This window comes from Pseudomonas sp. LBUM1666, assembly GCF_059695775.1.
Map to the genome: position 1 here is coordinate 5,471,748 of NZ_CP166789.1, position 20,047 is coordinate 5,491,794.

At 60.3% G+C, this 20,047-nt stretch carries 19 protein-coding genes; 6 read left to right on the forward strand and 13 right to left on the reverse strand.

The genetic code is table 11. The features are described from left to right. The first annotated feature begins 5 nt into the window (after positions 1 to 5). On the forward strand, positions 6 to 1,529 hold the full coding sequence (lnt, locus tag ACA056_RS25250; protein WP_497268576.1) for an apolipoprotein N-acyltransferase: 1,524 nt from the start codon (positions 6 to 8) through the stop codon (positions 1,527 to 1,529). 141 nt (positions 1,530 to 1,670) lie between these two features. Here lnt and ACA056_RS25255 read toward each other — a convergent pair whose 3' ends face one another. Continuing rightward, positions 1,671 to 2,432: a YdcF family protein gene (locus ACA056_RS25255; protein WP_497268578.1), complete on the reverse strand. Its 762-nt coding sequence runs from the start codon at positions 2,430 to 2,432 to the stop codon at positions 1,671 to 1,673. 108 nt (positions 2,433 to 2,540) lie between these two features. Beyond that, on the reverse strand, positions 2,541 to 2,861 hold the full coding sequence (locus ACA056_RS25260; RefSeq protein ID WP_497268580.1) for a hypothetical protein: 321 nt from the start codon (positions 2,859 to 2,861) through the stop codon (positions 2,541 to 2,543). Between the two features lie 279 nt (positions 2,862 to 3,140). On the opposite strand from ACA056_RS25260, the gene leuS reads away from it, so the two are divergent. The 5 genes from leuS (at position 3,141) to ACA056_RS25285 (ending at position 9,252) form a co-directional block, all read left to right on the forward strand. Then, positions 3,141 to 5,747 (forward strand): leucine--tRNA ligase, encoded by a 2,607-nt coding sequence (gene leuS, locus ACA056_RS25265; protein WP_497268582.1) that lies wholly within the window; start codon positions 3,141 to 3,143, stop codon positions 5,745 to 5,747. A gap of 88 nt (positions 5,748 to 5,835) precedes the next feature. Then, complete coding sequence (locus ACA056_RS25270) at positions 5,836 to 6,441, forward strand: LPS-assembly lipoprotein LptE (protein ID WP_497268584.1); 606 nt, start codon at positions 5,836 to 5,838, stop codon at positions 6,439 to 6,441. Between the two features lie 39 nt (positions 6,442 to 6,480). Then, on the forward strand, positions 6,481 to 7,518 hold the full coding sequence (gene holA / locus ACA056_RS25275; RefSeq protein WP_497268586.1) for a DNA polymerase III subunit delta: 1,038 nt from the start codon (positions 6,481 to 6,483) through the stop codon (positions 7,516 to 7,518). A 184-nt stretch (positions 7,519 to 7,702) separates the two neighbouring features. Continuing rightward, positions 7,703 to 7,867: an alternative ribosome rescue factor ArfA gene (gene arfA, locus ACA056_RS25280; protein ID WP_477800438.1), complete on the forward strand. Its 165-nt coding sequence runs from the start codon at positions 7,703 to 7,705 to the stop codon at positions 7,865 to 7,867. A 62-nt stretch (positions 7,868 to 7,929) separates the two neighbouring features. Continuing rightward, positions 7,930 to 9,252 (forward strand): lytic murein transglycosylase, encoded by a 1,323-nt coding sequence (locus ACA056_RS25285; RefSeq protein ID WP_497268588.1) that lies wholly within the window; start codon positions 7,930 to 7,932, stop codon positions 9,250 to 9,252. 93 nt (positions 9,253 to 9,345) lie between these two features. On the opposite strand, the gene ACA056_RS25290 is transcribed toward ACA056_RS25285, so the two are convergent. From ACA056_RS25290 to rsfS, 11 genes are all read right to left on the reverse strand, one after another. Beyond that, entirely contained in the window at positions 9,346 to 10,296 is a 951-nt protein-coding gene (locus tag ACA056_RS25290; protein WP_497268590.1) for a S66 peptidase family protein, read from the reverse strand. Positions 10,297 to 10,460: 164 nt separating this feature from the next. Further along, positions 10,461 to 11,486: a lipoyl synthase gene (gene lipA, locus ACA056_RS25295; RefSeq protein WP_010467371.1), complete on the reverse strand. Its 1,026-nt coding sequence runs from the start codon at positions 11,484 to 11,486 to the stop codon at positions 10,461 to 10,463. A 1-nt stretch (position 11,487) separates the two neighbouring features. Then, complete coding sequence (gene lipB / locus ACA056_RS25300) at positions 11,488 to 12,135, reverse strand: lipoyl(octanoyl) transferase LipB (RefSeq protein WP_095130754.1); 648 nt, start codon at positions 12,133 to 12,135, stop codon at positions 11,488 to 11,490. Continuing rightward, on the reverse strand, positions 12,135 to 12,410 hold the full coding sequence (locus ACA056_RS25305; protein WP_129440902.1) for a DUF493 domain-containing protein: 276 nt from the start codon (positions 12,408 to 12,410) through the stop codon (positions 12,135 to 12,137). The genes lipB and ACA056_RS25305 overlap by 1 nt, the downstream gene beginning before the upstream one ends. Before the next feature lie 80 nt (positions 12,411 to 12,490). Then, positions 12,491 to 13,648 (reverse strand): D-alanyl-D-alanine carboxypeptidase family protein, encoded by a 1,158-nt coding sequence (locus ACA056_RS25310; RefSeq protein WP_497268593.1) that lies wholly within the window; start codon positions 13,646 to 13,648, stop codon positions 12,491 to 12,493. Between the two features lie 321 nt (positions 13,649 to 13,969). Further along, a complete protein-coding gene (locus ACA056_RS25315) occupies positions 13,970 to 14,980 on the reverse strand; it encodes a septal ring lytic transglycosylase RlpA family protein (protein WP_497268595.1) in 1,011 nt (336 codons plus the stop codon). Next, positions 14,980 to 15,990: a lytic murein transglycosylase B gene (mltB, locus tag ACA056_RS25320; RefSeq protein WP_033054151.1), complete on the reverse strand. Its 1,011-nt coding sequence runs from the start codon at positions 15,988 to 15,990 to the stop codon at positions 14,980 to 14,982. Before mltB ends, ACA056_RS25315 begins: the two co-directional genes overlap by 1 nt. A 17-nt stretch (positions 15,991 to 16,007) precedes the next feature. Then, positions 16,008 to 17,111, reverse strand: a complete 1,104-nt coding sequence (gene rodA / locus ACA056_RS25325) for a rod shape-determining protein RodA (protein ID WP_497273598.1) — start codon at positions 17,109 to 17,111, stop codon at positions 16,008 to 16,010. Positions 17,112 to 17,142: 31 nt separating this feature from the next. After that, positions 17,143 to 19,038, reverse strand: coding sequence for a penicillin-binding protein 2 (mrdA, locus tag ACA056_RS25330; protein ID WP_497268597.1), 1,896 nt, complete (start codon positions 19,036 to 19,038; stop codon positions 17,143 to 17,145). Between the two features lie 10 nt (positions 19,039 to 19,048). Beyond that, positions 19,049 to 19,516: a 23S rRNA (pseudouridine(1915)-N(3))-methyltransferase RlmH gene (rlmH, locus tag ACA056_RS25335; RefSeq protein ID WP_007937439.1), complete on the reverse strand. Its 468-nt coding sequence runs from the start codon at positions 19,514 to 19,516 to the stop codon at positions 19,049 to 19,051. Positions 19,517 to 19,525: 9 nt separating this feature from the next. Further along, positions 19,526 to 20,020 (reverse strand): ribosome silencing factor, encoded by a 495-nt coding sequence (gene rsfS / locus ACA056_RS25340; RefSeq protein WP_033054148.1) that lies wholly within the window; start codon positions 20,018 to 20,020, stop codon positions 19,526 to 19,528. Between the last annotated feature and the right edge of the window lie 27 nt (positions 20,021 to 20,047).

Below are 20,047 nucleotides of genomic sequence, written 5' to 3' on the forward strand. Positions count from 1 at the left end.
TTGACATGCTCCGCGTAACCCGCCCCGGCTGGCCCGGTAACCTGCTGGCCGTGGCGGCCGGTGCACTCACCACCCTGGCCCTGGCGCCGTTCGATATCTGGCCGTTGGCGTTGCTGGCGGTCGGTTTCTTCTATGCCGGCTTACGCGAGCTGAACCCACGCCAGGCTCTGGGCCGTGGCTGGTGTTTCGGTTTCGGCCTGTTTGGCGCTGGTACCAGTTGGATCTACTACAGCATTCACCACTTCGGCGGCGCTTCGGTGCTGCTGGCCGGTTTCCTGATGCTGATCTTCACGGCGGCGATTGCCTGGTTCTTCGCCCTGCCCGCCTGGATCTGGGCGCGCTGGCTGCGCCGTAACGAAGCGCCGCTGGCCGACGCCCTGGCGTTTGCGGCATTGTGGGTCGGTCAGGAAGCCTTTCGCGGCTGGTTCCTGACTGGTTTCCCCTGGCTTTACTCCGGCTACAGTCAGCTCGACGGCCCGTTGTCCGGGCTCGCACCGCTCGGCGGGATGTGGCTGATTTCCTTCACCCTGGCCCTGACGGCAGCGCTGATCTATAACGCTTTGCGTCTGGTGCGCACCGGCCGCAAAGGTTTCATCGCCGCAGGTGTGTTGCTGCTGGTCGGCCCTTGGGTGGTCGGCATGGCGCTCAAGGAACACGCCTGGACAACCCCGGCGGGTGCTCCACTGAGTGTCGCGGCGATTCAGGGCAACATCGAACAGAGCATGAAGTGGGACCCGGCGCAGCTCAACGCGCAGTTGGCGCTGTACCGCGACATGAGCTTCAGCTCGAAACCGGTCGACTTGCTGATCTGGCCGGAAACGGCCATCCCGGTGCTCAAGGAGTCCGCCGAGGGCTACCTGAACATGATGGGAAACTTCGCAGCAGAGCGTAAGTCCGCACTGATTACCGGCGTACCGATTCGCGAGGAAGTCCATCACCAGAAGCGTTTCTACAACGGCATCACCGTCGCGGGCGAAGGCGATGGCACTTACCTCAAACAGAAGCTGGTGCCGTTTGGCGAATATGTTCCGTTACAGGACGTGCTGCGCGGGCTGATCGCTTTCTTCGATCTGCCGATGTCGGACTTCGCCCGCGGTCCCGCCGATCAGGCGATGCTGCAAGCCAAGGGCTATCAGATTGCGCCGTTCATCTGCTACGAAGTGGTTTACCCGGAATTCGCCGCCAGCCTGGCGGCGCGTAGCGATCTGCTGCTGACCATCAGCAATGACACCTGGTTCGGCACGTCCATCGGCCCGCTGCAACATTTACAGATGGCGCAGATGCGCGCATTGGAGGCTGGCCGCTGGATGATCCGCGCCACCAACAACGGCGTGACCGGCTTGATCAACCCGTTCGGCCAGATCACCGTGCAAATCCCGCAGTTCGAACGCGGCATTCTGTACGGTGAAGTGGTGCCCATGCATAACCTGACGCCTTATCTGGAATGGCGTTCGTGGCCGCTGATCATTGTTTGCGTGTTGCTGTTTGGCTGGGCGTTGGTGGCTAGCCGGATGGCAAAAACCGTCTGAGACTGGCGGGTTTTTGTGGCGAGGGGGCTTGCCCCCGTTCGGCTGCGAAGCAGTCGCAAAACCTGACAATGAGGTGTGGCGGGAGGAATGATGAGGGCCGCTACGCGACCCAACGGGGGCAAGCCCCCCTCGCCACAGGGTTCAGCGATAGAAAAGTGAATATCCGACCTGCCCCACCGCCTCATTCAACAACTGCCCGCTCTGCCAGATCGCCTTGAATTCCGGCATCCAGCCGCCCAGTGGCCGGGCGTTGTCCACGCCTAAAAACCCCACCGGTGCTGGCACCACTTCAAATCCTGCCTTTTTGAAACTCCAGACCGCTCGCGGCATGTGCCAGGCCTGAGTCACGACAACCACGCGTTTGATCCCTTCCGGCAACAACACCTCGGCGCTGAACTGCGCGTTCTCCCAGGTCGTGCGGCTACGCCCTTCCTGCCAACGAACGGCCACGCCGAAATCATCGTGCAACGAGTCCGCCATCAACTTCGCTTCGGTCGGCGGGGTGCCGTAATGCAGGCCTCCACTGGTCAGAATCGGCAAACCGGAAGCCTTGGCCAGCCGCGCCGCATAGCGCTCGCGCTCCAGGCCCACGCCCGTTGGCTGATCAGCGCCCCATGCAAGATCGCCCCGCTCACGCCCCGAACCAAGCACTACAATCGCGTCGGCATGCTGCGCCAATGTCGCCCATTCATCGCGAGCCAGCGGCGCTTCACGCTCCAGCGCCTTGGCGCCCCACTGCACCACCACCGGCAGGCTCATCAGCCAGAAGCCGCCCACGCCCAGCGCAAAGCACAACCCGGCAAGGCGCGGTCTTGAGCGACGCAACCACCAGGCAAGCACCAACAGCAGCAAAAGAATGCCGGGCGGCAACAGGAGTTGTTTAACGAAATATCGAAAAGGCATCGAGCATCTCCAAAAAGATGCCCGAAGCCTAAGTGGGTTGACGCAATGCGACAACAAATACGAAAGGACTATGCTTCACAAATACATCAGACATTGCTTCCAGTGTCCTTACTTGAATTGCAAAGACCGGACCTTTACCGCGTCCCTGCCGGGAACCTTGTCCTTGAGCCAGATGATCTTGGCCGAACGTGGTGCGTCGAGTTGCTTCACTGCTTCTGACAAGCATCCGTGTGTCTCACGTTCACTGCGATCGAGATACGCCTTCACCAGTGCAAACTCTGCGGGGCTCAAGCCACGCAATTCCAGTTCCAGCGGACGCTCATCGCGTAACCGGCTAGCGGTTTTGGCCGCGTCCAGGGCCATTCCCAGACGATCGATCAATCTTTCGTACAGCTCCGGTTTTGTAACTTTTTGCCGTGACTCAACCATCCATCACCTCATTGAAGATAAGACTCACTCCCCATTTAGAGCTTAGCTTCCATGAACAAACCGGCTGAATGCTGCGACCAACGGCCCTCGCAGCGTTTTTTGGGCGATCCGCAGCAGTAATCAGGGTTTCCCTCGGTAGAGTGCGGTCATGTATGCTACGGCGCTTCCTGTAACTCCACTTCCAGCTCGTCTGGGCACCGAAACGCCGATTTGGCGTGATCACCGTCCAGCGTTGCATTGAAGAGGATTAGGCCACCCCTATTCAGTTCAAAAGTAGCCATGCACGAACAATATCAGCCCCGTGAAATCGAAGCCGCCGCCCAGTCGTTCTGGGACGAGCAAAAGTCCTTTGAAGTCAGTGAACAGCCAGGCAAGGAGACTTTCTACTGCCTGTCGATGTTCCCTTACCCCAGCGGCAAGCTACACATGGGGCACGTGCGCAACTACACCATCGGCGACGTGATCTCCCGCTACCAGCGCATGCAAGGCAAGAACGTCCTGCAACCCATGGGTTGGGACGCTTTCGGCATGCCGGCGGAAAACGCCGCGATGAAGAACAACGTAGCGCCCGCCAAGTGGACCTACGAAAACATCGCCTACATGAAAACCCAGCTGCGCAGCCTGGGCCTCGCGGTGGACTGGTCCCGCGAAGTCACCACCTGCAAGCCTGATTACTACCGCTGGGAACAATGGCTGTTCACTCGCCTGTTCGAAAAAGGCGTGATTTACAAGAAAAGCGGCACCGTGAACTGGGACCCGGTCGACCAGACCGTCCTGGCCAACGAACAGGTGATCGACGGTCGCGGCTGGCGTTCCGGCGCGCTGATCGAAAAGCGCGAAATCCCGATGTACTACTTCAAGATCACCGCCTATGCGGATGAGCTGCTGTCGAGCCTCGACGATTTGCCGGGCTGGCCTGAACAGGTCAAGACCATGCAGCGCAACTGGATCGGCAAATCCCGCGGCATGGAAGTGCAGTTCCCATACAACGTCGATTCCATCGGCGAAACCGGCGCGCTGAAAGTCTTCACCACCCGTCCGGACACCTTGATGGGCGCAACCTACGTTGCCGTGGCCGCCGAACACCATCTGGCCACCCTGGCCGCGCAGAACAACCCTGAGCTGCAAGCGTTCATCGCTGAATGCAAGGGCGGCAGCGTCGCTGAAGCCGACGTCGCCACCCAAGAGAAAAAAGGCCTGCCGACCTCGCTGTTCGTCGAGCACCCGCTAACCGGTGAGAAACTCCCGGTGTGGGTCGCCAACTACGTGCTGATGCACTACGGCGATGGCGCGGTCATGGCCGTACCGGCTCACGACGAACGTGATTTCGAGTTCGCCACCAAGTACAACCTGCCTATCAAGTCTGTGGTGCGCACCAGCTGCGGTGACACCAACCCGGCTCCGTGGCAGGACGCTTATGGCGAGCACGGCACGCTGATCAACTCCGGTGAGTTCGACGGCCTGGACTTCGTTGGTGCGTTCGACGCCATCGAAGTCGCGTTGATCAAGAAAAACCTCGGTGCCTCGCGTACCCAGTTCCGCCTGCGCGACTGGGGCATCAGCCGTCAGCGCTATTGGGGCTGCCCGATCCCGATCATCCACTGCAACACCTGCGGTGATGTGCCGGTCCCGGAAGATCAGTTGCCAGTCATATTGCCGGAAGACGTCGTGCCGGATGGCGCCGGTTCGCCACTGGCACGCATGCCCGAGTTCTACGAGTGCAGCTGCCCGAAATGCGGCGCACCGGCCAAGCGTGAAACCGACACCATGGACACCTTCGTCGAGTCCTCGTGGTACTACGCCCGCTATGCCTCGCCTCACTATGAAGGCGGACTGGTGGAAAAAGCGGCGGCCGACCATTGGTTGCCGGTGGACCAGTACATCGGCGGCATCGAACACGCGATTCTTCACCTGCTCTACGCGCGCTTCTTCCACAAGCTGATGCGTGACGAAGGCCTGGTGAGCTCCAACGAGCCGTTCAAGAACCTGCTGACCCAAGGCATGGTGATCGCGGAGACTTACTATCGTCGCGAAGCCAACGGTGCCTATACGTGGTTCAACCCGGCGGACGTCGAACTCGAACGCGACAGCAAAGCCAAGGTCATCAGCGCCAAGCTGATCGCGGACGGCCTGCCGGTGGAAATCGGCGGCACCGAGAAGATGGCCAAGTCGAAGAACAACGGCGTTGACCCACAGTCGATGATTGACCAGTTCGGCGCAGACACCTGCCGCCTGTTCATGATGTTCGCCTCGCCACCCGACATGAGCGCGGAATGGTCCGACTCCGGAGTAGAAGGTTCGCACCGCTTCCTCAAGCGCGTCTGGCGCCTGGCTCAAGCCCACGTCACTCAGGGCCTGCCGGGCAAACTGGACGTCGCCAGCCTGAATGACGAGCAGAAAGCCATTCGCCGTTCGATCCACCAGGCCATCAAGCAGGCCAGCCACGACGTCGGCCAGAACCACAAATTCAACACCGCCATCGCTCAGGTGATGACGCTGATGAACGTGCTGGAAAAAGCCCCGCAAGGCACCGAACAGGATCGCGCGCTGGTTCACGAAGGTCTGGAAGCCGTAACTCTGCTGCTGGCTCCGATCACGCCGCACATCAGCCACGAGCTGTGGAATCAACTGGGTCACGCTGACCCGGTGATCGACGCCGCTTGGCCGGTGCTGGACGAAAGCGCGTTGGTGCAGGACAGCCTGCAACTGGTCATCCAGGTCAACGGCAAGCTGCGCGGCCACATCGAAATGCCCGCCAGCGCCAGCCGCGAAGAAGTCGAAGCCGCCGCACGGGCCAACGAGAACGTGCTGCGCTTTGTCGACGGTCTGACCATTCGTAAAGTGATCGTAGTGCCCGGGAAACTGGTCAATATCGTCGCCAGCTAATTGGATCAGGCGCCAGGTCATGCCTGGCGCCGAGTAAAACCTTTCGGGCCGCAAGATCGGCCCACATGGTTTCAAGGGGAGCAACAAGATGATCAAACGCAATTTGCTGGTGATGGGCCTTGCGGTCCTGTTGAGCGCCTGCGGTTTCCAGCTGCGCGGCACCGGCACCAATGAACTGGCGATCAAGGAACTCGACCTGAGTGCCCGCAACGCCTACGGCGAACTCGTGACGCAACTGCGCCAGGTGCTGGAAAGCAGCGGCGTCAAGGTCTACAGCGGTGCACCTTACAAACTGGTGCTGACCGATGAGCAGGAAAGCCAGCGCATCCTCAGCTACGCAGGTGCCGGTCGTACTGGCGAGTATCAGGTGAGCACAGTGCTGAACTACGACATCCGTGGTGAGAGCAACTTGACGCTGCTGAGCGACAAACTTGAAGTGCAAAAAATCTTTATCCACGACGGCAACAACCTGGTGGGTTCCGACCAGGAAGGCAACGACGCCCGCAAGGAAACCCGTCGTGAACTGGTACAACGCATGATGCTGCGCCTGCAACAGCTCACTCCGGCTCAGTTGGATCAGATGCAACAGACCGCCAACGCCAGAGCCAAGGCTGAAGCCGATGCACTGGAAGCGGCACAGAAGGCTGAAGCGCAAACCCCGCGCCAGTCGCCAATCGAACTGCCACAGCAGTAAGACTTACGGGGCGCTCAGGCGCCCCGTTCGACCTCTCCTATGAAACTCGCCCCCGCCCAACTCGCTAAACACCTGCAAGGCACCCTCGCGCCGGTCTACATCATCAGTGGCGATGACCCGTTGCTGTGCCAGGAAGCCGCCGACGCCATTCGTGCCGCCGCCCGCCAACAGGGATTCGACGAGCGCCAGGTCTTCGCCGCCGACGCCAGTTTCGACTGGGGAACGTTGCTGCAAGCCGGCGCGAGCATGTCGCTGTTCGCCGAAAAGCGCCTGCTGGAACTGCGTCTGCCGTCCGGCAAACCCGGTGACAAAGGCGCTGCCGCGTTTATCGAGTACTGCTCACGGCCCGCCGAAGACACGGTGTTGCTGATCAGCCTGCCGAAACTGGATGGCAGTGCGCAGAAAACCAAGTGGGGCAAGGCGCTGGTCGAAGGTCAGCAGACCCAGTTTGTGCAAATCTGGCCGATAGAGGCCAACCAGTTGCCTAGCTGGATCCGTCAACGGTTGTCCCAGGCCGGGCTTTCCGCCAGCCAGGACGCCGTGGAACTGATCGCCGCACGGGTCGAGGGCAACCTGCTGGCGGCAGCCCAGGAAATCGAAAAGCTCAAACTGATGGCCGAGGGTGGTCAGATCACCGTCGAAACCGTGCAAGCGGCCGTCGCTGACAGTGCGCGCTTCGATGTCTTTGGACTGACCGATGCGATTCTCAACGGCGAAGCGGCTCATGCCTTGCGCATGCTCGAAGGACTGCGCGGTGAAGGCGTCGAACCACCGGTGATTCTCTGGGCGCTGGCCCGGGAGCTGCGTCTGTTGGCCAACCTGTCGCTGCAGTACAGCCAGGGCGTGCCACTGGACAAAGCCTTCAGCTCTGCCCGACCGCCGGTCTGGGACAAACGCAAACCGCTGATGAGCAAAGCCTTGCAACGCTACTCGGCGCAACGCTGGGCGCAGTTATTGCTGGAAGCGCAGCGCATCGACGCACAGATCAAAGGCCAGGCCGCCGGTTCGCCGTGGATGAGTTTGAGTCGATTGTCGTTGTTGATGGCCGGCCAAAGATTGTCGTTGCCCGCTGAGTAAGATCAAAAGATCGCAGCCTTCGGCAGCTCCTACATGAGAATGCAATCCCCTGTAGGAGCTGCCGAAGGCTGCGATCTTTTGATTTTTCTTCCTACAAATCACACCTGCATTTGCCCTATAGACAGAACCCTTGGTTCGGCCGATGATTTGCCCCGCAAAACCCACTCACTTGCGAGAAATCATCATGAGCAAAAAGCCATCGAAGCATGGCCCCAACAAGGCCAAATCCATCATCGCCCAGCCTCTGTTCCGCAGCCGTCAGGAACGAGCCGGCAAGGGCAAAGGCAGCTACCGCCGCGAAGCCTTCCAGTCTAATAACTGGGAGGCTTCTTACTTTCTGGCGGCCTGAAAGGCAAGCGCTCGCTCAACATGTTAAGGTCTGCACCTGATTCGTACTCCCTGGACCCGTGCATGCCCCTTTGTATTTCCCGTCGTTGGCCCCTGCGCCAACTGATCGCCGCCTCCAGCCTCATTTTGCTTGTTGCCTGCGCGGAAAAACCCACCGCAGCCGACGCCAAGCCGCTTCAGACCCTCCCCGTCGCGACAGCCCCTGCGGTCATTCCACCCGTGGTTCCGACCGGTGAAAACCTCGACATCCAGCCCACCCAGACCTTCGCCGAATGGCAGGCGGGTTTCCGCAAGGACGCTCTGGCCGCCGGTATCCGCGCCGACCTGTTCGACCGCGCTTTCGCCAATGTCAGCCTCGACACCAGCGTGATCCGTGCCGACCGCAGCCAGCCGGAATTCTCCCGCCCGGTGTGGGAATACCTCGACGGCGCCCTTTCGCCGCTGCGGGTACACAAAGGCCAGGCGCTGGTCAGCCAGTACGCCGACATCCTGCAAAGCATCGAACAGCGCTACGGCGTCGATCGTCAGGCACTGGTCTCGGTGTGGGGCATGGAAAGTAACTTCGGGCAGTTCCAGGGCAACAAGTCGGTGATTAATTCCCTGGCGACCCTGGCCTATGAAGGCCGACGCCCTGGATTTGCCCACGCGCAACTGATCGCCGCCCTGCAGATCCTGCAACAAGGTGATATCGAACCGGAAAAAATGCTCGGTTCCTGGGCCGGCGCCATGGGCCAGACCCAGTTCATCCCAACCACCTACAACACCCACGCCGTGGATTTCGATGGCGACGGCCGCCGCGACATCTGGGGCAGCCCGGCCGACGCGCTGGCCTCGACGGCGCACTACCTGCAAAGCTCAGGCTGGCAGAAAGGCCAGCCGTGGGGCTTTGAAGTGCAGCTACCGGGCAGTTTCAACTACGTCCTGGCCGATGGCACGATCCGCAAGAGCGTCGCTGAATGGCTGCAACTGGGTGTCACCCTGCCCAATGGCGGCCAGGTTCCGCCAGGCTCCGAACACCTGTCAGCCGCCCTGCTGCTGCCGGCCGGTTACCGTGGCCCGGCGTTCCTGGTCCTCGACAACTTCCGCGCGATCCTCAAGTACAACAACTCGTCGTCTTACGCCTTGGCCGTTAGCCTGTTGTCCGAGCGTTTCAACGGCATCGGCCTGATCAACGGCACTTGGCCAAAAGATGATTTGCCGTTGAGCCGCACCGAGCGGATCGAATTGCAAAGCTTGCTGAGCGCGCAGAATTATGACGCGGGCAATGCTGACGGCATTATCGGCGCCAACACCCGCAAGGCGATCCGCAGTGCCCAGCAGTCGTTTGGCTGGCCGGCGGACGGGTATCCGACGCACAAGCTGCTCGAAGGCCTGCGTAACCGTTAAAAAGCTTCGCGGGCAAGCCTCGCTCCGACGGGATGACACCATCTTGTAGGAGCGAGGCTTGCCCGCGAAGACTTACTGACAGGCGTTATCGAACTACCGCTTGACCACCACATCCTGCTCCAACACCAATTCCTTGTTACCCGCATCCAGCCTCACCAACGCTCCCATCGGCAACGTCAGGTTCGGATCGCAATGCCCGCTGCGCCACCCTGCCAACACCGGTATCCGCAAAGGCGCAAAGGTCTGCTTGAGCAAGCGCTCCAACGCAACCGTATCAACCCCCGCCACATCCCCCACCAGAACCCCGCGCAGCTTGTGCAGCATGCCGGCCAGACGCAGATGGGTCAGTAGCCGGTCGATGCGATACAGCGGCTCGTTAATGTCCTCGATGAACAGGATGACGCCCTCGGCATCCATCTCATACGGCGTACCCATGGTCGCGGCGATCAGCGACAGATTGCCCCCCAGCAAGCGCCCGTGAGCGACACCAGGCTCAATCGTCGTCAACGGGTAGGCGACCGGGTGCGCTAGCACGCTGCCCGCCTTCACCTGTCCTCTGAGCATGTTGAAGAATGAAGACTCGGTAGGTTTTTGCTTGTCACCCAGCAGGTCGGCGTTGAGCATCGGGCCATGAAAGGTTACGAATCCCGCATAACGGCTGATCGCCAAGTGCAGCGCGGTGATGTCGCTGTAGCCGATGAACGGCTTGGCATTGTTGCGCAGCAGCTCAAAGTCGATGCGATCGAGCAACCGCGGCGTACCGTAACCCCCACGCAAGCAAATGATGGCGTCGACCTCACTGTCGGCGAACGCGGCGTGCAGGTCATTGAGGCGTACATCATCACTGCCGGCCAGGTAATCGTCTTTCTCGTACACGCTGGGAAAAACCCGCAGTGAATATCCGCGAGCGCGCATCCAGGCGATGGCTTTATCGGTGTCCAGCGCTGCGGGACCGGCGGGCGCAATAACGCCGATCAGCCCTTGCGACGGTAAGGCCGGAACGGGTGCGTGAGGACAAAGGGTGTGAGTCGGTCGAACGGTCATCCATGAATCTCCCTGCGCAAAAAAAGCTTCAGCACACAGTAGTCAGGAACGGGGGCAAACAGAAGAGGATCAGTCGCCCCGCAGGTTGCAGGAAAAGACTGTAGTGGCCGTAGACACGGCCAACAAAAACCCCCGCAAGGCTGAAAAGCCTTGCGGGCGCTTTGTTACAAGGACGACATCAATTCAGCTTTAACCAGTTTCGCCTGCTCGTCGGCGTGGTACGAGGAACGTACCAGCGGGCCGGAAGCGACGTTCTTGAAGCCCATTTTGTAACCTTCCTCGGCGAACCAGGCGAAGGTATCCGGGTGCACAAAACGCTCCACCGGCAAGTGGCTGCGGGACGGTTGCAGGTACTGGCCCAGGGTCAGCATGTCGATGTCGTGTTCGCGCATGCGCTTCATGACTTCGATCACTTCTTCGTCGGTCTCGCCCAGACCCAGCATCAGGCCGGACTTGGTCGGAATGTGCGGCATCATCTGCTTGAAGCGTTGCAGCAGGGTCAGCGACCACTGGTAATCCGAACCCGGACGCGCGGCCTTGTACAGGCGCGGCACGGTTTCCAGGTTGTGGTTAAACACATCCGGTGGCTCGGCAGCGGTGATTTCCAGTGCAACGTCCATGCGGCCACGGTAGTCCGGAACCAGGGTTTCGAGCTGCACGTTCGGCGACAGTTTGCGAATCTCGCGGATGCAATCGGCAAAGTGCTGGGCACCGCCGTCACGCAGGTCATCGCGGTCAACCGAGGTGATCACTACGTACTTGAGTTTCAGGTCGGCGATGGCGATGGCCAGGCTTTCCGGCTCGTTGACGTCCAGTGGCTTCGGACGACCGTGGCCAACGTCGCAGAACGGGCAGCGACGGGTGCAGATGTCACCCATGATCATGAAGGTCGCGGTGCCGCCGGAGAAACATTCGCCAAGGTTTGGGCAGGACGCTTCTTCGCAGACACTGTGCAGCTTGTGTTTGCGCAGCAGGGCCTTGATGCGGTCGACTTCCGGGGAAACCGGGATACGCACGCGAATCCAGTCTGGTTTCTTCGGCAGTTCGGTGGTCGGAATGATCTTCACCGGGATACGTGCAACCTTCTCGGCGCCGCGCAGCTTGACGCCGGCTTCAACCTTGGCACGCGGGGCCGGACGCTCGGTGACATCCAGCGTCGGGATCATGGTTTGCACTGCATCAGTAGTCATATCAGTCGATTCCGCCCGTTAGGGTCGTCTGCTCAGCATAGTCGAGGTGTTTGACGAGCTGCGCGCGCAGCCGGGCACTTACCTCGGCAAATTCAATCGATCCTGCGTGATCGCTCAGCTGGGTCATCGCCAGCCCGGCGTAGCCGCAGGGATTAATCCGTCGAAACGGTTCCAGGTTCATGTCCACATTCAGGGCCAGGCCATGAAAGGAGCAACCGTGGCGGATCCGCAGACCCAGAGAAGCGATTTTCGCCCCATTGACGTAGACACCCGGAGCATCCGGCTTGGCCACGGCAGTGACGCCGTAGCTGGCCAGCAACTCGATCAGGCATTGTTCCATGCGGCTGACCAGGTCACGCACACCGAAACCCAGCTTGCGTACGTCGAGCAACAGGTAGGCCACCAACTGGCCGGGACCGTGATAAGTCACTTGACCACCGCGATCAACCTTTACTACCGGAATATCTCCCGGGAGCAACACATGCTCGGCCTTGCCGGCCTGCCCCTGGGTGAACACCGGTGGGTGCTCGACCAGCCAGATCTCGTCCGCGGCATCGCTGCCGCGTTCGTTGGTGAAGCGTTGCATGGCATGCCAGACCGGCTCGTAAGCCATCTGGCCGAGCTCGCGAAAGCCCAGCGTGCCAGACATCACAGCACCATGTGCACGAAACCGGTAGCCCGCAACTCGCTGTTGATGTCGTACAGCTGTTCTTGACCGGTGGCGATGATGTGCAGCTGGATGGTCGTGTACTTGCCGTTGGTACTCTGGCGCTCGGCCAGGGTCTTGTGGTCAACGGTCGCGTGTTTCTCAAGGATCGCGATGATCTTGTCCTTGAAACCCACGCCGGTGTCGCCGATCACCTTGATAGGGTAATCCGCGCAGGGGAATTCGATTTTTGGCGCCTTTACTTCGTTGTCTGTCATGGCGTAACGGCCTCGTAAGCCGTGGCAACGGACATGGCCCCGTTCCGGATTGGAACAGGGCCATGCAAGTCCACACTAATTCAGTTGAACAAGCCGTAGAAGAATAGACGGATGCTATCCCACATGCGGCGGAAGATACCACCCTCGTCGACCGCGTCCAGAGCGATCAGGTCAGCGCTATGCACGACTTTGTCGTCCAGCTTCACTTCGACTTTACCGATTACGTCGCCCTTGGCGATTGGCGCAATCAGTTGCGGGTTCATGGTCATGCTGGCGGCGAGCTTTTTCAGCTGGCCTTTTGGCAGGGTCATGGTCAGGTCTTGGGCCAGGCCGGCCTTGACTTGATTGGTGGTGCCTTTCCAGACAGGAGCCTGAGCCAGCTCGGCGCCTTTCTGATAGAACGTCTGGGTTTCGAAGAAGCGGAAACCGTAAGTCAGCAGCTTCTGGGTCTCAGAGGCGCGAGCCACATCGCTGTTAGTGCCGAACACCACGGCGATCAGGCGCATGCCATCACGTACGGCCGAAGACACCATGCAGTAGCCAGCTTCGTCGGTGTGACCGGTTTTCAGACCGTCGACGGTCTTGTCGCGCCACAGCAGCAGGTTGCGGTTAGGCTGCTTGATGCCGTTCCAGAAGAACTCTTTCTGCGAGTAGATCGCGTAGTGAGCCGGGTCTTCGTGGATGATCGCGCGAGCCAGCACCGCCATGTCGTGAGCCGACGAGTAGTGCTCAGGGTTTGGCAGACCGGTCGGATTCATGAAGTGGGTATTGGTCAGGCCCAGTTCAGCGCCGGTTTTGTTCATCAGATCGGCGAAAGCGTCTTCGCTGCCGGCGATGTGCTCGGAGAGCGCAACGCTGGCGTCGTTGCCCGACTGGATGATGATGCCGTGCAGCAGGTCGCTGACAGTGACCTGCGAGCCGACCTTGATGAACATCCGCGAACCGCCGGTACGCCAGGCGTTTTCGCTGACGGTCACCGGATCGTTTTCACCGATCTGGCCACGACGAATTTCCAGGGTCGCGATGTACGCGGTCATCAGCTTGGTCAGGCTGGCCGGAGGCAGACGCTGGTCACCGTTGTTCTCCACCAGCACGTTGCCGCTGCTGGCGTCCATGAGTACATAGGCTTTGGCGGCCAGTTGCGGTGGCGACGGCATCATCTCGACCGCGAAAGCGGCAGGCGAGAGGAGCAGCGGGACTAGCAGGCACAGGCGTTTGGCAAAGGTGGTGATGTTCATCCGTCTCTCGAAATTGCTAATGGAAACTGCCCAAGGGCAAAACTAATCAGACAGCTTTCAGGCTTTGTCCAAAACTGCCTGCGCGACGATCATGCGGCGTTAAAACAGGCTCGGAATGCTCATGTAGGTCCCCTACACTCCGCTTCCTCACCTGTTTTTGCCTTGCCTGATCGCCGCTCGGCGAGTTTTCGAACAAATCCTACGAGCTGTCGCGTGTTCAGTTGTTCACTCAGAACCCTTGCCGGGCTTTTGTTCTTCAACGAGCCAACAACCAGGTCCACCCCCCAAACCGCAAGCGAACCTTCAATCAAGTACTACGCATTACTCGGCAGTGACCAGGCTCGGCGAACCGAGATTGGCCAGGCGCACACTGTTCTGCACTTGCTGGATTTCACCCGGCGAGCCGATCGGCCCCAGGCGCACCCGATGCAGCGTCTGTTGATTGCGCACGATCGAACTGATGAACACCGGAGCGCTCACCATCCCGCTGAGCTTCGATCTCAGGAGTTCTGCAGCGTCCGGGTTGGCGAACGCGCCCACCTGCAGATACTGGCCAGAGGCTGGTACAGAAGCGTTTTTTTTTGCATCGATCGGCGAGGGCACCACGGCCGCGGCGTGCTGCTGCGGCGGTGGCGTCCATTGTTCGACGGTGCCGGCCGAAGCCGTAATCGTCGGGGCGCTATTTTGCGAGATTTGCGGCTCGTTAAGCATCAACGGCGCCGGACGGCCTTTGGCTGCCCACCATTGCTGCGGGTCAATGCCTTCGACCTTGACCCGCGCGGTGCCGGTTTCGGCATAGCCGAGCTTCTTGGCGGCCGCGTAGGACAAGTCGATGATTCGGTCCGAGTAGAACGGCCCGCGGTCGTTGACCCGCAGGACTACGCTCTTGTTGTTGTCCAGGTTGGTCACCCGAACGTAACTCGGCAGTGGCAAGGTCTTGTGAGCAGCACTCATGCCGTACAGGTCGTAAACCTCGCCATTGGCGGTGTTCTGACCGTGGAACTTGGTGCCATACCAGGACGCAGTGCCCGAGGCCACGTAGGTCTTGGATTCCTGCAACGGGAAATAAGTCTTGCCCAGCACGGTGTATGGGTTGGCTTTATAAGGACCTGTATGCAGGGTCGGCGTGGCATCCGGGATGCGCGATACATCGACGTCCCACCACGGCGCGCCATCTTTGTGCGCGCGGTTGATGTCCAGGCCTGGCGCTGCGCGCACGGCGGTGGAAGACTTTTGGGTCGGCGCGCGGCTGGTCGAACAACTGGCGACCAGCACCGCCAACGCGGCGAATGCCATCAGCTTCAGGGGTTTATTCATAGGCAATGCCCGCATTACTTGACGCCCCGTGCTTGGACCAGCTGTTCAGACAGTTGATGTACGGCCATGGCGTACATCACGCTGCGGTTATAACGCGTGATCGCGTAAAAATTCGTCAGGCCCATCCAGTATTCGGGGCCATTGTCACCTTCCAGGCGGAAAGCCGTGACCGGCATATCATCGCGCAGCGCATCATGACTTGACCACCCCAACGCCCGCAACTCCCCGACGGTTTTAGTCGGTTCGATGCCCGTGGTCAAACCTTCGTCCACCTGATCGCCACGCACATCGGCGCGGCTGACCACCGGTTCGCCGGCGACCCAGCCGTGACGCTTGAAATAACTGGCGACGCTGCCAATGGCATCGTCCGGATTGGTCCAGATATTAATGTGGCCGTCACCGTCAAAATCCACTGCATAGGCACGGAAGCTGCTCGGCATGAACTGCGGCAAGCCCATCGCGCCAGCGTAAGAGCCCTTGAGCGTCAGCGGATCGACCTGCTCTTCCCGGGCCAGCAACAGGAACTCACGCAATTCCTTGCGGAAAAATTCGGCACGGGGAGGATAGTCGAAACCCAGGGTCGACAAGGCGTCGATTACCCGAAAATTGCCGGTATTACGGCCAAAAAAGGTCTCAACGCCGATGATCGAAACAATAACCTGCGCCGGCACGCCGTATTCCTGCTCCGCGCGGGCCAGTACCGCCTCGTGCTGACGCCAGAAGTCCACACCACGGGCGATGCGCGCGTCGGTGATGAACATCGGGCGATATTCGTTCCACTGCTTGACCCGCTCGGCCGGTTTCGAGATCGCGTCCAGAATCGACTGCTTGCGCTCGGCTTCGCGGAACACACCCATCAGTTGTTCACCGGCGAAACCGTAGTCGCGGGTCATTTCACCGACGAATTCGGCCACCTGGGGTGAGCCTTCGTAATCGCCGGCCAACGCATCCTGCGCTGTGCCAAGGATGCTTACCAGGCCGACCCATGGCGCGTATCGAGTCGCCCAGCCACGCATTACTTGCATTGAAATCTTCACCTTATTCAAACCTGAGCGATCCACTTACGATGGGTATGGATCGACATCAAAACCCCAAACGCTGACAGCAGCGTCACCAGCGAAGTTCCTCCGTAGCTAATGAACGGCAACGGCACCCCCACAACCGGCAACAGGCCACTGACCATACCGATGTTGACGAAAACGTAAACAAAAAACGTCATGGTCAGGCTGCCCGCGAGCAATTTGCCGAACAATGTCTGGGCCTGAGCGGTAATCACCAGTCCGCGGCCGATCAACAGCAGGTAAATCAGCAGCAGTGCGCAGATACCCACCAGGCCGAATTCTTCGCCCATGACCGCAATAATGAAGTCGGTGTGGCTTTCCGGCAGGAAGTCCAGGTGCGACTGAGTGCCGAGCAACCAGCCCTTGCCGAACACACCGCCGGAACCGATGGCGGCTTTCGATTGAATGATGTTCCAGCCAGTGCCCAGCGGATCGCTTTCGGGATCGAGGAAGGTCAGGACTCGCTGCTTCTGGTATTCGTGCATGACGAAGTACCACATGGCGACTGCCACCGGCACCGCCGCGGCAATCACGCTGAGGATCCAGCGCCAGCGCAGGCCGCCCATGAACAGAACGAATGCGCCACCCGCCAGGATCAGCAACGAAGTACCGAGGTCGGGCTGGCGCACGATCAGGATGAAGGGCAGCCCGATCAGAAACAGACTGACGCCCACATGCTTGAGCTGCGGCGGCAAGGTGCGCTTGGACAAGTACCAGGCGATGGTCGCCGGCATCAGGATCTTCATGAATTCCGAGGGCTGGAAGCGGATCACCCCGGGAATGTTGATCCAGCGCGTGGCCCCCATGGCGTTATGGCCCATGACGTCCACCACCACCAGCAACAGCACGCCAAGCACATAACCGACTGGCACCCAACGGGCCATGAAGCGCGGCTCGAATTGGGCGATGACGATCATCGACACCAGGCCGATGCCGAACGAAGTGGCTTGTTTGGCCAGCAGATCCCAGCTCTTGCCGCTGGCCGAATACAGCACGAACAGGCTTCCAGCGGCGAGGGTCAGCAGCAGGATCAGCAACGGGCCGTCGATGTGCATGCGTTGCAACAGCGTCGCACGGCGACGCATCACATCCTCGCTGGAGAGGATGCGATCGAAATTACTCTTCACGGGCCGTAGCCTCCGCACTGATAGGGCTGGCGTATTCGGCCTTCAACCGACCGTCCTGGTCCAGAAGCCAGGCATCCATGATTTGACGCACCACCGGTGCGGCGACGCCGGAGCCGGATTCACCGTTCTCGACCATCACCGACACCACGATTTGCGGGTTGTCGGCCGGCGCGAAGCCGACGAACAAGGCGTGGTCGCGATGGCGTTCCTGAACCTTGGAGCGGTCGTACTTCTCGCCCTGCTTGATCGCGACCACCTGGGCCGTCCCACTTTTACCCGCGATGCGGTATTGCGAACCGATCGCCGCTTTGCGCGCCGTACCACGGGCACCGTGCATGACCTGCTGCATCCCGTGATTGACCTTGGTCCAGTCGGACGGGTCACGCAGGACGATGTCCGGCATCGGGTTTTCGTCCTTCGGCTTCTCGCCTTCGACGGTCTTGGCCAGGTGCGGACGGTTCCAGACACCTTTGTTGGCGACCAGCGCGGTGGCCTGGGCCAGCTGCAACGGCGTGGACTGCATGTAGCCCTGCCCAATCCCGAGAATCAGTGTTTCTCCCGGGTACCAGGCCTGACGTCGGGTTGCACGCTTCCATTCCCGTGTCGGCATCAGCCCCGGTGACTCTTCGAACATGTCCAGCGAGACCTTCTGGCCGATGCCGAACTTGCCCATGTAAGCCGACAACCGATCGATCCCCAGCTTGTGGGCCAGGTCGTAGAAGTAGGTGTCATTGGAACGCATGATCGCCGTGTCCAGATCGACGTAGCCGTCGCCGGTACGGTTCCAGTTACGGTATTTGTGGTCGTAATTGGGCAACTGGTAATAGCCGGGATCGTAGACCCGACTCGACGCAGTCACGACACCAGCATCCAGCCCGGCAATCGCCACCGCCGGCTTGATGGTCGAGCCCGGCGGGTAGAGGCCGCGCAGCACGCGGTTGAACAGTGGCCGGTCGATGGAATCGCGCAGCTCGGCATAGGCTTTGAAGCCGATGCCGGTGACGAACAGGTTCGGATCGAAACTCGGCGCACTGACCATCGCCAGCACTTCGCCGGTTTTCGGGTCCAGCGCCACCACCGCACCACGACGACCGCCGAGTGCGGCTTCGGCCGCTTCCTGCAATTTGATGTCCAGGCTCAGGACGATGTCCTTGCCGGGAATCGGATCGGTACGCTTGAGCACGCGCAATACACGGCCTCGAGCGTTGGTCTCGACTTCTTCGTAACCCACCTGACCGTGCAGCTCGGGCTCGTAGAAGCGCTCGATACCGGTTTTGCCGATGTGGTGGGTGCCGCTGTAATTGACCGGATCGAGCGACTTCAGCTCTTTCTCGTTGATCCGCCCCATGTAACCCACCGAGTGCGCAAAGTGCGCGCCTTGCGGATAGTGACGCACCAACTGCGCAACCACTTCCACACCCGGCAGACGGAACTGATTCACCGCAATGCGGGCGATCTGTTCTTCGGTCAGTTCAAACAGGATCGGCACCGGCTCGAACGGCCGACGCCCCTGACGCATGCGCTTCTCGAAGATCACCCGGTCCTCGGGCGTCAGCTCCAGCACTTCGACAATGACGTCTAGCACTTGCTGCCAGTCGCCGGAGCGCTCACGGGTCATGCTCAAGCTGAAGCTGGGCCGGTTATCGGCCACCACCACGCCATTGCGGTCGAAAATCAGCCCGCGCGTTGGCGGAATCGGCTGCACATGGACACGGTTGTTTTCCGACAGGGTCGAGTGGTATTCGTACTGAATCACCTGGAGGAAATACAGACGCGCGATCAGCACACAGATCAGCGACACCACCGCAATTGCCCCGAACACGACGCGGCCACGCACCAGACGGGCGTCTTTTTCGTGGTCCTTGATGCGGATCGGCTGGGGCATGAGGGCAGAACTACTTGTGGTAAGGGTGGCCGGACAAGACTGTCCAGGCACGATACAGTTGTTCGCCGATCAGGATGCGCACCAGCGGGTGCGGCAACGTCAACGGCGAGAGCGACCAGCGCTGATCGGCCCGGGCACAGACTTCCGGCGCCAGCCCTTCGGGGCCGCCGACCATGAAATTCACCGTGCGCGAGTCCAGCCGCCAGCGATCGAGCTCGACCGCCAGTTGCTCGGTGCTCCAGGGCTTGCCGTGGACTTCGAGGGTGACAACGCGCTCGTTCGGCCCGACCTTGGCCAGCATGGCTTCGCCTTCCTGACGGATGAAGCGCGCCACGTCGGCGTTCTTGCCACGGGTGTTGAGCGGTATTTCCACCAGTTCCAGCGCCAGCTCGGACGGAAGACGCTTGGCATATTCATGCCAGCCTTCTTCCACCCACTTGGGCATGCGTGAACCGACGGCGATCAGTCGCAGTCGCACAGCGGTCCCTTATTGCTGGTCTTTGTTGAGCTTGACGAAGTGCTCATGGGTGTTTTCCGGGCTGTGGTGAGCCGCGTTCAGAGCACGGCTCTGTTCTGCACCGGACCACAGACGCTCCAGGTCGTAAAACTGACGAGCCGAAGCGGTCATCATGTGCACGATGACATCATCCATATCCAGCAGGACCCAGTCGCTGTCGCCCTTGCCTTCTTCACCCAGCGGCTTGACGCCCAGGGCCTTGACCGCCTCGCGGACCTTATCCAGCATCGCGCCGATCTGGCGGTTGGAGGTACCGGTAGCGATGATCATGAAGTCAGTGATGCTCTGCTTTTCACGAACGTCGATCACCTGAATGTCCTGGCCTTTCACGTCTTCCAGGGCCGCTACGGCAACCTTGACCAGCTCTTCGCCGCGCAGCTCAGGGCCGGTTGGAACTTCTACTGGCAGCGGGGCGCTCTTGAACGTGCCTTTGCGCTTTACTTTAGTTACGTCTTTGTTCGTCATATAAAACTCGTTTTGCTCGTATGTTCG

What these genes read in the sequence shown, in the direction of transcription:
- ACA056_RS25310 (WP_497268593.1), bottom strand. Translation starts at nt 13,648, where the DNA reads ATGAACATCACCACCTTTGCCAAACGCCTGTGCCTGCTAGTCCCGCTG.
- lipB (WP_095130754.1), bottom strand. Translation starts at nt 12,135, where the DNA reads ATGTCTGGCACGCTGGGCTTTCGCGAGCTCGGCCAGATGGCTTACGAG.
- arfA (WP_477800438.1), top strand. Translation starts at nt 7,703, where the DNA reads ATGAGCAAAAAGCCATCGAAGCATGGCCCCAACAAGGCCAAATCCATC.
- holA (WP_497268586.1), top strand. Translation starts at nt 6,481, where the DNA reads ATGAAACTCGCCCCCGCCCAACTCGCTAAACACCTGCAAGGCACCCTC.
- lnt (WP_497268576.1), top strand. Translation starts at nt 6, where the DNA reads ATGCTCCGCGTAACCCGCCCCGGCTGGCCCGGTAACCTGCTGGCCGTG.
- rsfS (WP_033054148.1), bottom strand. Translation starts at nt 20,020, where the DNA reads ATGACGAACAAAGACGTAACTAAAGTAAAGCGCAAAGGCACGTTCAAG.
- mrdA (WP_497268597.1), bottom strand. Translation starts at nt 19,038, where the DNA reads ATGCCCCAGCCGATCCGCATCAAGGACCACGAAAAAGACGCCCGTCTG.
- lipA (WP_010467371.1), bottom strand. Translation starts at nt 11,486, where the DNA reads ATGACTACTGATGCAGTGCAAACCATGATCCCGACGCTGGATGTCACC.
- leuS (WP_497268582.1), top strand. Translation starts at nt 3,141, where the DNA reads ATGCACGAACAATATCAGCCCCGTGAAATCGAAGCCGCCGCCCAGTCG.
- ACA056_RS25270 (WP_497268584.1), top strand. Translation starts at nt 5,836, where the DNA reads ATGATCAAACGCAATTTGCTGGTGATGGGCCTTGCGGTCCTGTTGAGC.
- ACA056_RS25285 (WP_497268588.1), top strand. Translation starts at nt 7,930, where the DNA reads ATGCCCCTTTGTATTTCCCGTCGTTGGCCCCTGCGCCAACTGATCGCC.
- ACA056_RS25290 (WP_497268590.1), bottom strand. Translation starts at nt 10,296, where the DNA reads ATGACCGTTCGACCGACTCACACCCTTTGTCCTCACGCACCCGTTCCG.
- ACA056_RS25260 (WP_497268580.1), bottom strand. Translation starts at nt 2,861, where the DNA reads ATGGTTGAGTCACGGCAAAAAGTTACAAAACCGGAGCTGTACGAAAGA.
- mltB (WP_033054151.1), bottom strand. Translation starts at nt 15,990, where the DNA reads ATGCAAGTAATGCGTGGCTGGGCGACTCGATACGCGCCATGGGTCGGC.
- rodA (WP_497273598.1), bottom strand. Translation starts at nt 17,111, where the DNA reads ATGCGTCGCCGTGCGACGCTGTTGCAACGCATGCACATCGACGGCCCG.
- ACA056_RS25315 (WP_497268595.1), bottom strand. Translation starts at nt 14,980, where the DNA reads ATGCGGGCATTGCCTATGAATAAACCCCTGAAGCTGATGGCATTCGCC.
- ACA056_RS25255 (WP_497268578.1), bottom strand. Translation starts at nt 2,432, where the DNA reads ATGCCTTTTCGATATTTCGTTAAACAACTCCTGTTGCCGCCCGGCATT.
- ACA056_RS25305 (WP_129440902.1), bottom strand. Translation starts at nt 12,410, where the DNA reads ATGACAGACAACGAAGTAAAGGCGCCAAAAATCGAATTCCCCTGCGCG.